This is a genomic window from Neobacillus vireti, from assembly GCF_036962345.1.
In the GTDB taxonomy this organism is placed as follows: domain Bacteria; phylum Bacillota; class Bacilli; order Bacillales; family Cytobacillaceae; genus Neobacillus; species Neobacillus vireti_A.
Genome location: NZ_JBALNB010000015.1, coordinates 244,808 through 257,104, shown reverse-complemented (window position 1 = coordinate 257,104; position 12,297 = coordinate 244,808). Strand labels below are relative to the sequence as shown.

The 12,297-nt window shown below is 39.4% G+C and carries 14 protein-coding genes; 1 reads left to right on the top strand and 13 read right to left on the bottom strand.

The features are described 5' to 3' along the window. Positions 1 to 247 precede the first annotated feature (247 nt). Together V7108_RS19135 and V7108_RS19130 are read right to left on the bottom strand one after the other, a co-directional pair. The gene (locus V7108_RS19135; protein WP_335569115.1) at positions 248 to 1,261 is read right to left on the bottom strand and encodes a 4Fe-4S binding protein; all 1,014 of its coding nucleotides are present in this window, start codon (positions 1,259 to 1,261) and stop codon (positions 248 to 250) included. A 131-nt stretch (positions 1,262 to 1,392) separates the two neighbouring features. Beyond that, the gene (locus tag V7108_RS19130; protein WP_335511501.1) at positions 1,393 to 2,376 is read right to left on the bottom strand and encodes a Gfo/Idh/MocA family protein; all 984 of its coding nucleotides are present in this window, start codon (positions 2,374 to 2,376) and stop codon (positions 1,393 to 1,395) included. A 191-nt stretch (positions 2,377 to 2,567) separates the two neighbouring features. Here V7108_RS19130 and V7108_RS19125 point away from each other — a divergent pair, with 191 nt between their 5' ends. Next, the gene (locus V7108_RS19125; protein ID WP_335569129.1) at positions 2,568 to 4,220 is read left to right on the top strand and encodes a glutamine--tRNA ligase/YqeY domain fusion protein; all 1,653 of its coding nucleotides are present in this window, start codon (positions 2,568 to 2,570) and stop codon (positions 4,218 to 4,220) included. A gap of 72 nt (positions 4,221 to 4,292) precedes the next feature. Here the strand turns inward: V7108_RS19125 and V7108_RS19120 are convergent, their stop codons facing one another. The 11 genes from V7108_RS19120 to V7108_RS19070 all read right to left on the bottom strand — a co-directional run bounded on the left by V7108_RS19120 (position 4,293) and on the right by V7108_RS19070 (position 12,271). Continuing rightward, positions 4,293 to 5,360 (bottom strand): sensor histidine kinase, encoded by a 1,068-nt coding sequence (locus tag V7108_RS19120; protein WP_335511474.1) that lies wholly within the window; start codon positions 5,358 to 5,360, stop codon positions 4,293 to 4,295. Position 5,361: 1 nt separating this feature from the next. Beyond that, a complete protein-coding gene (locus tag V7108_RS19115; protein WP_335511476.1) occupies positions 5,362 to 5,823 on the bottom strand; it encodes a GAF domain-containing protein in 462 nt (153 codons plus the stop codon). Positions 5,824 to 5,838: 15 nt separating this feature from the next. Beyond that, a complete protein-coding gene (locus V7108_RS19110) occupies positions 5,839 to 6,492 on the bottom strand; it encodes a response regulator transcription factor (protein ID WP_335511478.1) in 654 nt (217 codons plus the stop codon). A gap of 20 nt (positions 6,493 to 6,512) precedes the next feature. Continuing rightward, complete coding sequence (locus V7108_RS19105; RefSeq protein WP_335569128.1) at positions 6,513 to 7,094, bottom strand: sensor histidine kinase; 582 nt, start codon at positions 7,092 to 7,094, stop codon at positions 6,513 to 6,515. Positions 7,095 to 7,192: 98 nt separating this feature from the next. Beyond that, positions 7,193 to 7,465 carry a hypothetical protein gene (locus V7108_RS19100; protein ID WP_335511480.1) on the bottom strand — a complete coding sequence of 91 codons (273 nt, stop codon included), beginning with the start codon at positions 7,463 to 7,465 and terminating at the stop codon, positions 7,193 to 7,195. Next, positions 7,452 to 7,763 carry a hypothetical protein gene (locus V7108_RS19095; protein ID WP_335511482.1) on the bottom strand — a complete coding sequence of 104 codons (312 nt, stop codon included), beginning with the start codon at positions 7,761 to 7,763 and terminating at the stop codon, positions 7,452 to 7,454. Before V7108_RS19095 ends, V7108_RS19100 begins: the two co-directional genes overlap by 14 nt. After that, positions 7,756 to 7,947 carry a hypothetical protein gene (locus V7108_RS19090; protein WP_335511484.1) on the bottom strand — a complete coding sequence of 64 codons (192 nt, stop codon included), beginning with the start codon at positions 7,945 to 7,947 and terminating at the stop codon, positions 7,756 to 7,758. Before V7108_RS19090 ends, V7108_RS19095 begins: the two co-directional genes overlap by 8 nt. Then, positions 7,937 to 8,461, bottom strand: coding sequence for a ubiquinol-cytochrome c reductase iron-sulfur subunit (locus V7108_RS19085; RefSeq protein WP_335511486.1), 525 nt, complete (start codon positions 8,459 to 8,461; stop codon positions 7,937 to 7,939). Before V7108_RS19085 ends, V7108_RS19090 begins: the two co-directional genes overlap by 11 nt. Before the next feature lie 11 nt (positions 8,462 to 8,472). After that, entirely contained in the window at positions 8,473 to 9,033 is a 561-nt protein-coding gene (locus tag V7108_RS19080; protein ID WP_289341123.1) for a 4Fe-4S dicluster domain-containing protein, read from the bottom strand. After that, positions 9,034 to 11,202, bottom strand: coding sequence for a molybdopterin oxidoreductase family protein (locus V7108_RS19075; protein ID WP_335511489.1), 2,169 nt, complete (start codon positions 11,200 to 11,202; stop codon positions 9,034 to 9,036). After that, positions 11,189 to 12,271 carry a hypothetical protein gene (locus tag V7108_RS19070; protein WP_335511491.1) on the bottom strand — a complete coding sequence of 361 codons (1,083 nt, stop codon included), beginning with the start codon at positions 12,269 to 12,271 and terminating at the stop codon, positions 11,189 to 11,191. The genes V7108_RS19075 and V7108_RS19070 overlap by 14 nt, the downstream gene beginning before the upstream one ends. Positions 12,272 to 12,297 lie beyond the last annotated feature (26 nt).

The window sequence follows — 12,297 nt, the reverse complement described above, 5'->3', positions numbered from 1 at the left end:
AAATAGGAAATGTAGTTGTTCATTTGGAAATCTATAAGCCTATTATATGGGACCGCTTACTTATTTTCAACCTTATTTTTTAAAATAATCCGAAAGTTTCGACTGGGGTAATCCAGCCTGCTGTTTCATCATGGGCGCCGCTGACTTCGGACAACCACATGCCCTTTCACGCCTCCCTTGTCCGAAGTCTCAATTTCCTAAACAATAAAAAAAGTAACCTGTCATCATGACAGATTACTTTCTTCTCTTAATCTATAAACTTAGCTTCTGGTATTAATATTTTCCATTCCTCATAACTAATAATCGTTTCCCAGTGTCCGGTAACCTTGGCGAATCCAATAATTAAGAAAAATGCAACAAAAAATGATACCGGTATAAACCATTTATTTACCTTTTTATTCGCTACAGTCATATTCAAAGTATCCTTCACAGGGCAGGCTTCCACACAGGCCATACACGCAGTACAGTTAAGCGTGTTTACTGTTTCCACTTTGTGTACCTTCACCCTCGAAGGGCAAACTTTTGTACACATTTCACAATTGGTGCATGTTTCTTCATTTCTGCGAATCTTTGTTATTCGAAGCATAGAACCTAGCCCAATAAATGCACCATATGGGCAGAGAAAACGGCACCAGAAGTTTCTATAAAACAAGGAAAGGGCAGCCATCACGATGAGAAACCCCAGACCAAAGCCGCTAATATCTAAGAAAAAGGTCAGCATTTTTATATCAGAAATTTTGTTATAAGGCTCATTTAGAAAAGCAATCGCCGCATAGGTTGGCATTACAATGACCATCCCCAAAAAGAACAACAATAATAAATATTTTATAGGAGTCAACAGCCATACAAGCCAAGTGGGAACTTCAAAGTTTCTTTTAAACAGCTTTTTTCCAAATCTGGCAATCCATTCACTTACTGTTCCAACTGGACAAATCCAGCTGCAAAATGATCGTTTGAAAATAATGGCACCGCCTACAAAAAAGCTAAGCAGCACAAGTCCAGCTGGGTGAATAAGATCAAAATCACCGGTCCCTAACCAAACCTTTAATGCCATTAAAGCACTGATGGGCAGAAATCCTTCAACTGCCGAAGGTCTTTCAACAAAAGGTGTTTCACCTAAACTTTCAAAGTGCATATAAAATTGATAAAAACGAACACCGACATATAGTAGAAACAACAAGAATACGGCTTGAACTACGTATCTTGTTATTTGAACCGGCTTTCTTTTCAGCTGCTTCTTATACCAGTTCATCGACTTCATTTCGATTCCTCCAATCTTCTTCACCTTAAATATAAGGAACGAAGTAAAATTGGCGATGTGATAAAAGTCATCGGAAATACCGTTTTCATAAAGAGTTCACAACCCCATACTTAAAACAGACAAAGTTTGGGTTACATTTCCACTTCAAAAACAATATTGTTCTGTCTTCTGGCCTCTTCTGTTATTCGTAGGACTATCAGGCTTAAGGATTTTAATTCCTCATACTGCTGATCATCCTTACATTCGATGATTTCGGCAATATGGCTGCATTCATACACCATGTCTTTTTCTTCCTGGACAACACTCAAAATTTCGCTTTCTTTTGTGTGGCTGTCAATAAATTTAATTTCCGATATCGGTGCCGCATCAAGAAGGACGAAGGTACCCTTTTCTCCATGGATTTCACAGGGCATAACCGAATGGGAAATCTTCGAGCAGAGAATCGTACAGACAAAGTCTTGATACTCTAACACCAGTGTACCACTGCCATCGACACCGCTTGATAAGATAACCGGATGATACGTAACCTTCCATGGTTCCCCAAATAGCCCCACAGCCAGATAAAGTGGATAAACACCTAAATCTACTAGAGCTCCACCTGAAAAAGTACTAGAAAAGATATTTGGCATTTCACCTTTTAAAAACAAATCATACCTAGAAGAATACTGAATATAGGGCAGCATCGCACTTCTTAGAGTACCCGCCATTTGAAGGTTCCTTTTTAAGATATCAAAATTAGGTGTATGGATATTGCGAATCGCCTCAAACAAATAGACTTCATTTTCTTTTGCAGTCTGATAGGCAAGTTCCAATTCAGCAGTCGTAGAGAATATCGGCTTTTCGCATATAACATGCTTTTTATTTCTTAAAAATGTAAGTGCCTGTTCGAGATGAACTGAATTAGGCGAGGCAATGTAGACTGCCTGAACTTCTGGGCTTTTTGCCATCTCATCCAAATCCGTATAATAGTGTGCTGCTTGATATGTATGGGCAAGTTCTTTTGCCTTTTCTTCACTTCGTGAATACACTGAAGTTAAATTTAGTTTGCCGCTAAGTTTGGCTGCTTCAATAAAGGAGCCTGTGATCCAGCTCGTGCCGACTGTTCCTAAATTAATCATAATTATCCCTTCTTTCTTCAATATTTTATTGTATCCTCTTTCACTATCCTTTACCAATTTTACATTCTTGCAGGTTATTTGATAAAATTAATCTTAGACTAATTTTTCAAATGAATTATGGCAACAATGGAAAATTATCATTAATTATGGTATTTATATAAGAAGGAATGAAGGAGAGGTTGAATAAATTGGACAATCTAGGTTCAAATTTTATAAAAGATGTGATGATAAAGGATTTGGAATCAGGTAAGCACGATAAAATTATCACTCGTTTTCCTCCAGAGCCAAACGGATATTTACATATTGGCCATGCTAAATCAATCATTATTAATTTTGGCTTAGCAGATGAATTTAACGGAAAAACCAACTTGCGATTTGATGATACCAACCCGTTAAAAGAAGATGTCGAGTATGTAAATTCCATTAAAGAAGATGTAAAATGGCTGGGATTCGAATGGGATAACTTGTACTTTGCTTCTGATTATTTCGAGGAAATGTATAAACGCGCGGTTTTATTAATTAAAAAAGGGCTTGCTTATGTAGATGACCTAACACCGGATGAAATCCGTGAATATCGAGGGACATTGACTTCACCTGGGAAAGAGAGTCCATATCGAGACCGTTCAATCGAGGAGAACCTTGATTTATTTGAACGGATGCGTAATGGAGAATTTGAGAATGGGAAAAAGGTTCTTCGTGCAAAAATTGATATGAAGTCTCCTAATATTAATTTACGGGATCCTGTTATATATCGAATTGCACATGCTACACACCATAACACCGGTGATAAGTGGTGTATTTATCCAATGTATGCATTCGCACACCCTCTAGAGGATGCAATTGAGGACGTAACTCATTCCCTTTGTACGGTTGAATTCGAAGACCAGCGTCCACTTTATAACTGGGTAGTGGAACAATGCGAAATGGAAAGTACGCCTCAGCAAATTGAATTTGGCCGCTTAAACGTGACTAACACCGTAATGAGCAAGCGTAAACTAAAGCAGCTCGTTGACGAAGGGTTTGTTGATGGCTGGGATGACCCGCGGTTGCCTACCCTTTCAGGAATGAGACGCAAGGGATTCACGCCTGAGTCGATTCGAAATTTTGTCCGTGAAACAGGTGTTTCGAAAGGTTCTGGAGCAGTTGACTCACAAATGCTTGAACACTTCGTTAGAGAAGATTTGAAGCTGAAGGCTCCTCGTACAATGGGGATACTTAATCCTTTAAAAGTGGTTATCACCAACTATCCAGAAGGACAAATCGAGTTACTAGATGCTGAGATAAATCCTGAAGTTCCAGAAATGGGAATGAGGAAAATTCCTTTTTCACGTGAGATTTACATTGAGAAAGATGATTTCATGGAGAACCCGCCAAGTAAATATTTCCGCCTCTTCCCTGGTAATGAAGTTCGCCTTAAACATGCTTATTTCATTAAGTGTGAAGAAGTTATTAAGGATATCAACGGTGAAGTCGTTGAACTTCGTTGTACCTATGATCCACTCACCAAGAGTGGGACTGGCTTTACTGGACGGAAGGTAAAAGGAACGATTCATTGGGTGGAATCAACCAATTCTGTCCCAGCGGAATTTAGGTTATATGAACCACTGATCCTGGATAAAAACGAAGAGGATGAGGAAGAGAAATCCTTCCTTGATAACGTTAATCCGGAATCACTTGTGATATTACAGGGATTTGTTGAACCTAACATGAGAGAAAGCAGACCTCATGACAAATTCCAGTTCTTTAGACACGGATATTTCAACGTGGATCCAAAACATACAACAGTGGATAAACTTGTTTTTAACCGAATCGTATCCTTAAAAAGTTCATTTAAATTATAAAGCATATCCTGCCATTAGGGCGCTGAAGCTAGAAAAAAAATAGAACCTGGCGCACCATGCCTGGTTCTATTTTTATAATTCCATTGTGGTTGTGATTGGAACTTCAAGAATGACCCTTGTTCCTTTACCAGGTGTAGAGTTAATCGTAAGTTCCCCTCCTACTGCACGTGCTCTTTCATCCATACTAAATAGACCAACACCACGTGTCTCAGTTCCTGCTTCAAAACCTTTCCCTTTATCTTCAATCATTACTCTCACTGATTGATCTGCTTCTCTAACCGTAACAGTAGCATCCGATACATCTGCATATTTCCGAATATTTGTTAAGGCTTCTTGTATGATTCGATAAATGGTTAATTCGATACTAATATCGAGACGCCTGTTTAACATACATTCAAAATAAACATCAATTTGATAGTTTTCCGAAAACCGAGATAGGAAGGACCGAATAGCTGGAACAAGTCCAAGGTCATCCAATACGGATGGGCGCAGCTCCCAAGAAATATCGCGAATCTCCTCAATTAATTGTGTCGCTTCCTTTTGCATTTGATGGAGGAGCGGGTGGTCCATTTCTGAAAGTAGACGATTGATGGTAATTAGATGACTGTATAAGTTTTGACCGATGCCATCGTGTAAATTACGTGATAAACGTTTACGTTCTTCCTCTTGAACATCAATAATTTGTGTCATCATTTTTTGAAGTTCTTGTTCTACCCTTTTCCGTTCCGTTATTTCATATCGGATTGCCAAATATTGATAAGGTCTTCCGCTATCATTTAAAAATGGAACAATCGTCGTATCTACCCAATAATAGGTGCCATCTTTCGCACGATTTCGGATTTCACCCTTCCATACCTGCCCGCCGCCAATCGTTCTCCACATCTCCCTAAAAAACCCTTCAGAGTGATAGCCGGAATTTAAAATCCGATGATCCTGACCGAGCAGTTCTTCTTTTGGATACTTCGAGATTTGACTAAATTGTTCATTTACATATGTAATGGTTCCTCTAGAATCCGTTATTGCTACTATAGAAGATTCATCGAGTGCAAACTTAAAATCCATTAATTCTTGAATAGACTTTTTTAATTCCATTTCAAGGCTGGTGAGTTCGTTTAACGGCTGCTCACGATCCATTTCCATACTAAACTCCTTCACCTGAGATATGATTTCTAATTAGCTGCTCTAGTCTCTCGGCAGAATCCTTCACCATTTGCTGTTCTTCTTCGGTAAACGTGTATGCACTTCTTTTTCCAACGAGTAAAACACCTTTTGGGGAGCTATTAAAAAATAAAGGGACCGCATAACAGGAAATAAGTTTTTCAGCAAGCATAATGGGATGGTCAGTTACTTTTCCATAGATATCATTGGGAAAGTCACTCAACATCATGGGACTGCCGCTTGATATAATTTTTCCAGCGATTCCTTTTCCAAAACGGACGGTTATTCTTTGATATTTATCATTTAAGTTTCCCGCAGCATAATGCCATCGAACATCCGGCCCAACTTCATTCTGAAAAGCTAGAGCCACAAATTCGCAGCTTACCTCCTTCAGTAAGCCGTCACAAACCTCGATAACCGCTGGTATTTCTCTTATTTCTGTCATATGCCGGTATTCTCCTTATATCCCATAACCCAGCAGCCCCTTCTTGACAGCATACTCAACCAATTCCGGCCTCGTCTTCATTTTCAGCTTCTCCATTAGGTTTCCTTTATGAGTTTCAACCGTTTTTACACTGATCACTAACTGTTCAGCAATTTCTTTATTTGAATATCCTTTCGCAATAAGGGTAAGGACCTCTTTTTCACGATCGGATAAAAGACTATACGTATCATTGCTGCCTTGCTTAATACTGCCTAAATATTCTTCCATTAATCGCTTGGTTGCCGCTGGATGAAGATAGGCATCCCCAGCTGCAACGGATTCGATTGCAGACATTAACTCATCATGTGGAGCACTTTTTAAAATACAGCCTGCGGCCCCAGCCTGGACTGCTCTAAATAGGTATTCCTCATCATCATGCATGGTTAAAATCAGGATATTTATTTCTGGCATTTGTTTTTTTAATTCCGCAGTCGCTGATAATCCATCTTTTCCATGCGGCATACTTAAATCCATTACTACTACATTGGGTTTTAGCTTCAAGGCTTTTTTAATGCCTTCATTTCCTTCAGAAGCTTCACCAATCACTTCCATTTCAGGATTTGTATGTAAAAGCATTTTCAAGCCGCTTCTTACAACAGCATGGTCATCAACTAATAGGATTTTGATCAATTCTAACTCTCCTTCGCTCCCTAGATGGGAAGAGATATTTCTATAGACGTCCCTTCACCTATTTTAGAGTAAACCCTACATTGTCCGCCAGCTAGAAGCATTCTCTCTTTCATCAAAACAATCCCAAGTGAATATGGTTTCTTTTCAAGATCTTCTTCTTGAAATCCTATTCCGAAATCAAAAATTGAAATTTTTAATTCATTTTCTCTCCAGATCATTTCCATTTTCACATGAGACGTATCTGCATATTTTGCAATGTTTGCCAGTGCTTCTTGGCATACCCGAAAAACAGCAATACTGCCAGCTTCAGGAATGCTTTTTTCAATACCTGCGGATTTTATTTCTACAAGGATCCCAAATGTTGAAGTATACACCCTAAGATAACTTTTTATTGCTGGCAGTAATCCAAGAGAAGTAAGGGCAGGCGGATAAAGTTCAACGGAAAGTAATCTGATCTCCTGCATCGTCTTTTCAATTAACTGAGTCATTTCATGAAGATAATTTTTCAAATGGTCCTGACCAATTCCTGCTTCAACTATTTGTAATCCTGTTAGTATACTAAATAGATTTTGTCCTACTCCTTCATGAAGTTCTAAGGAAATTCGTTTAATTTCCTCTTCTTGTGCCTGAATGATATAGGAACTAATTTGATTTTTTGATGCAGCGTTTTCTATTACTCTCGCCCTCCTCCCTTAGATTTTTATTGGATTTTAAATGTATACGTTAGCCCGCTCCTAGTGTCTGATGCAGAAAACAACGTTTCTGATTGAGCAATATCGCAGGCTAGCGGAACAGCTAAAAAATTCACATGATCAAAATAGAACCGAATATGTGTGTGGTCAGGGCAGTACTCAACTTTTTCTACTTTTTTATTTATAGCAGGCGGTTGGTCTCCACCCTGTTGGTCGTGTACCGTGATTTCAACAGTCGCTCCAACAAATCCTCGCAATTCCTCTAAACTAATGGGCTCCACAGCTATTACACCCTCTCTTTACAGGGTAGATGAACATTTTATAGCCTTGAAGATACTCCCAAAACTTTTCACCGGCATTTTCTTCAAGGAAAAGGACGGTTTCTTCCTCAGAATTCCAATCGCTCATCCCTTTTACTTCCGCAATCACCATTTCAGCACCTTCAATGGTCTTTTCTTCTAGAAACCAATTCAAACGTTTCTTTCCAAATGTCTCTTTTAATATTTCATTAATTTCATTTGAAAATCCGCCTGATTGTCCTCGCATAAAACAAAAATCAAGATATGTTTCACTAGTCATTAACGTTCACACCTTTTTTATAAATCAGGAATGCAACTGGGAATAAGATGACATTTAGGCTTGCAGCGATAATACTGTTTGTATAGTTTTCATAAAAGTATTGATGAACCATATATTGAGTAGCGATAATATTCAACATTAATACAGCTAAAAGGAGTGCAACTGGCAGGTAACTACGCTTCATAACGTTTCACTCCTACAGCATAAATCGATCCATTTTCTACTTTCACATGGATTTCAGGTAAAGGGCGTCTAGGTGGACCTGCTGTAGGCGCACCGGTTTCAACATCAAATTTTCCATGATGACAAGGGCAGAGCATTTCCCCTTCATCCTTCTTCCAAAATACCGGGCAGCGAAGATGGGTGCAGGCATTTTGATAGGCTACATATTTCTCCTCGGATAACCTGATTAAAATCGCACTGTCATGCTCTCCTGGAAAGTGAAAATCGACTGCATCGCCAATAGGCAGCGCCTTAACATCGGTAATTTTCTGTTTTGGATATTTTTTATCTCCCAGCCCGTTGAGCTCATTCGCAGCGAGTACACCCCATGGAAGCGAGGATACCGCAAATACTCCTGCAGCCCCGACTAATGTTTTCATAAAACCGCGGCGGTCTAATTTTCTTTCATTATTACGATTTATATTATGAGTATAGTTATCTTCATTAAATGGGATTTTATTATTTTTATCTGTCATGTTAATCCCTCCTAAAACAATTTCGTGACACCCTGAAGAATTCCAGGGAGGTTCACTCTTACATTGGTTTCGCCTTCTAAGTAAGGCATACTTGTAACCCATTTACCATTATCTAAATTAAAATGCTTTTGCTTTGCTTCAATTTCTTCATCCGTTAACCATTGCAGGGTATTTGACGGACATACGCTTGCACACATCGGTGGAATTCCGTCCTTTGTCCGATCTATACATAAGTCACACTTATACATTAAGTTTTGCTCTGTATCAAACTTAGGTATTCCGTATGGGCAGGCAATCGTACAGTTTTGACAGCCAATGCACTTCTCAACAAGAGCCGAAAGTACGGCCCCTGTTTCATGAATTTGGATCGCTTGCGCCGGACAGCTTCTTGCACAGGCTGGATTCACACAGTGCAGGCACATGAGAGGCATCGTTTGACGATTAACAAGCGGGTTCACATCGTACACATAGTTTCGGTTACGCTCCTCATGTCCTCCGCACTGCGTACATGCCGCTAAACAAGAGCGGCATCCGATACAGTTTTCAAGTTCTAAATATAGCCTCTTTTTCATTTATTGCACCTTCTTTAGTTCTAGTTTTTCTATCTGTGCTGCACAAGCTTTAAACTCCGGCATCCGTGACATTGGGTCTAAGGCACCAATAGTTAAGAGATTAATAGATTTATCGTGACCCCAGTGGTAAGGAACAAACACGGTATCCTTTCGAATGGCCTCCGTGATTTTCACTTGATAATAAGCCTCTCCCCTTCTGGTGAATAGACGGACTTTTTCTTCGTGGTTAATTCCATACTTTTCTGCTGTTTCTGGGTGAACTTCTACAAATGGTTCCGGACTCATATCGCGTAAGAAATTGATTCTTCTCGTTTGGTTCCCAGATAAATAGTGATAAACGACACGTCCTGTTGTTAAACGTAATGGATATTCTTCATCAGGCTCTTCAGCTGGCGGACGATAAGGAAGAGCACAAATTTTAGCCTTTCCATCTGGATGATAGAATTTTTTATCTAAAAACATATGAGGTGTTCCGGGGTCGTTCTCATCTTTACATGGCCAGAATACACCGTCTTGTTTTTCGATTTTATCCCAAGTAATCCCGTAATAATCTGCATATCCGCCTTTTGAAGCTAAACGGAATTCATCAGCAACATCTTTAGCTGTTTTTAAATGGGAGAAGTATTTACCTCTGCCAAGACGTTCACATAATTCAACATGTATTTGCCAATCTGGTTTCGATTCTCCAAGCGGCTCTTGTGCCTTGTTAATTTTTATACAACGTCCTTCAAGATTTGTAACGGTCCCTTCATCTTCAGACCAAGTTGTAGTAGGAAGGATTACATCTGCAAATTCTGCTGATTCTGATAGATAGAAATCAGAACAAACCATGAAATCAAGATTTTTTAGCTGTTTACGTACATAATTTAAGTTTGGCGCGGAAACAGCTGGATTTGAGCACAATAAGTATAATCCACGAATAACTTTTTGTTCCATTAATCCAAACATTTCATAAGCGGAAACGCCCTCTTTTGGCATTTCTTCCGGTTCAATGCCCCACACCTTCGCTACAGCCTTCACGTGTTCAGGATTAGCAATTTTACGGTATCCTGGAAGTGCATCGGCTTTTTGACCGTGCTCACGGCCGCCTTGACCATTGCCCTGTCCAGTAAATGTAGCAACACCGGCTTTAGGACGGCCAATTTTACCTGTTACTAATGCCATGTTTGTATAGCCTGAAACATTATCTACGCCTTTTACCTGCTGCTCAATTCCGCGGGCAAACATGACGATTGCATTTGGTGCTTTTCCGTATATTTCTGCTGCACGGATAATCTTCTCTGGAGCAACTCCTGTAAGTTCACTCGTATATTCTGGTGTAAATTCCTTCACTAGTTCCTTTGTCTCTTCAAAACCGTTTGTATGGTTGTTAACAAACTCCTCATCCACATGACCATTTTGAATTAATAGATTTAGGATTCCGTTAGCTAGCGCAAGGTCTGTTCCTGGTCTTAAGTCTAGGTGGACATCCGCTCTTCTTGCAATTGGCGTTTCTCGAGGATCTGCAACAATTAAATAACCGCCGCGTTCTTGAACCGCCCATACACGGAACATGGATGTAGGGTGACACTCTGCTGTATTGCTTCCCGCGATGAACAAACAATCTGTTTCATGTAGGTCTGTCCATGGAAGCGTTGATCCACGGTCAACTCCGAAAGATCTCATAAATCCACCGGCAGCACTCGCCATACAAAAACGACCATTGTAATCAATGTAACGTGTTTGTAAACCAACACGTGCAAACTTTCCAGTTAAATAACATTTTTCATTGGTCATAGAAACACCGCTGTAAACACTCAGTGAATCTTTACCATAATCACGTTGAAGCTGTTTAAAATTTTTCACGATTAAATCATAGGCTTCATCCCATGTAGCTTCACGGAAACCTTCTTTCGTTCCTTTTAATGAAGCGTCATCACGGATTAAAGGTTTTAATATACGATCATCATGGTTTGTTTGCTGGTAAGCAGTAACGCCTTTTGGACACATTTTCCCTACTGTAACTGGCCAATCATAACGCGGCTCAACGCCAATAATTTTATTCGTTTTTGTATTTACACGTAAGTTCATCCCGCATTGCATTCCGCAATAGCTGCAGTGTGTTTTTACGAGAGTTTCATTTGGATGACGAACATTTTCTATTTCTTTAAAAAACTTATCCCTTTGCATTCTGGTTTGCCTCCTTGACCTTTACTTGATGTGTTGCGAATCCAGAGAATCTTGAAATACGATATTTTCTGCGGCAAGGGAGGCATAGCTCAGCAAGATTAAAGCCATCTTCCATATTGAATTCGATCGCATTTACTCCCAATACTTGAATGACATCATTTGACTGTTCAACCGAAACGAAATGATCACCGCATACTTTACACTTTTTCTCTTCCTGTTCCGCGTAGTGCTCACGATAGTTCCTTGCAAAAACACTTACCGGACGGAAAGGAATATGAGCAAGTTTACCGAATGGCAAATAAATTAATGTTACAATAACAGAAAATTGATGTATTAATGACATTTGCGGCTGCATCCAGCCACCAAGCCATACGTTTTGGACTGTTAATAAAAGTCCTGTAACCGAAATAAAGATTAATAAGTAGAGTGGAAGGAAATCATAGATAAATTTTTGTTCCGCTCTTGCCTGCATGTTTTTCAAGCGGCGATATAAGGCCATACAGACACCTGAAATCACCATAACTGCTGAAATATTTAAGGCATTATAGGAGAACCAGGCAATGATTCCATCAGCCTTTACCGTCATTAAATCTAGACCCATGAGCACGATTGTGTATTGACCCATCTCATCCATCGTAAAGTACATCCAGCCAAACACGAGTGGAAATGTTACTAAACAAGCAAGGACACATCCCCAACCGATTAATATATGCTGCACCCAGCGGTACAAACCACGGTTTTTTATGAAATCATAAATGGCTAAATGATTAACTGCTGTTTTGGGTGTGCTTTTTCTTTTTAAAAGTCTTAAGCCTTTTTTGATAAAAATTTTAGTTGGCGGTCTTTCGCCCCATGCGATAAAGCGGTAGAAAAAACCTCCGATAAAAACAATCGTTCCGACCATATATCCATAGAGATTTAAATCAACATGGGTGAACATTCTCGTCGCAATAAAGGAAAGAATAACAATTGCGGAAACAGTTAAAAACATAGATTTAGCAAACTTAGATGCAAATGCATTATTAATGGAGTGTTCCGTTTTTTTATTTAATGGCGTATTTGTCTGCATTTTAGCTCCTCCTAAAAAAAATAACA

What these genes read in the sequence shown, in the direction of transcription:
- V7108_RS19135 (WP_335569115.1), bottom strand. Translation starts at nt 1,261, where the DNA reads ATGAAGTCGATGAACTGGTATAAGAAGCAGCTGAAAAGAAAGCCGGTT.
- V7108_RS19120 (WP_335511474.1), bottom strand. Translation starts at nt 5,360, where the DNA reads ATGGAAATGGATCGTGAGCAGCCGTTAAACGAACTCACCAGCCTTGAA.
- V7108_RS19115 (WP_335511476.1), bottom strand. Translation starts at nt 5,823, where the DNA reads ATGACAGAAATAAGAGAAATACCAGCGGTTATCGAGGTTTGTGACGGC.
- V7108_RS19095 (WP_335511482.1), bottom strand. Translation starts at nt 7,763, where the DNA reads ATGACTAGTGAAACATATCTTGATTTTTGTTTTATGCGAGGACAATCA.
- V7108_RS19090 (WP_335511484.1), bottom strand. Translation starts at nt 7,947, where the DNA reads ATGAAGCGTAGTTACCTGCCAGTTGCACTCCTTTTAGCTGTATTAATG.
- V7108_RS19085 (WP_335511486.1), bottom strand. Translation starts at nt 8,461, where the DNA reads ATGACAGATAAAAATAATAAAATCCCATTTAATGAAGATAACTATACT.
- V7108_RS19080 (WP_289341123.1), bottom strand. Translation starts at nt 9,033, where the DNA reads ATGAAAAAGAGGCTATATTTAGAACTTGAAAACTGTATCGGATGCCGC.
- V7108_RS19075 (WP_335511489.1), bottom strand. Translation starts at nt 11,202, where the DNA reads ATGCAAAGGGATAAGTTTTTTAAAGAAATAGAAAATGTTCGTCATCCA.
- V7108_RS19070 (WP_335511491.1), bottom strand. Translation starts at nt 12,271, where the DNA reads ATGCAGACAAATACGCCATTAAATAAAAAAACGGAACACTCCATTAAT.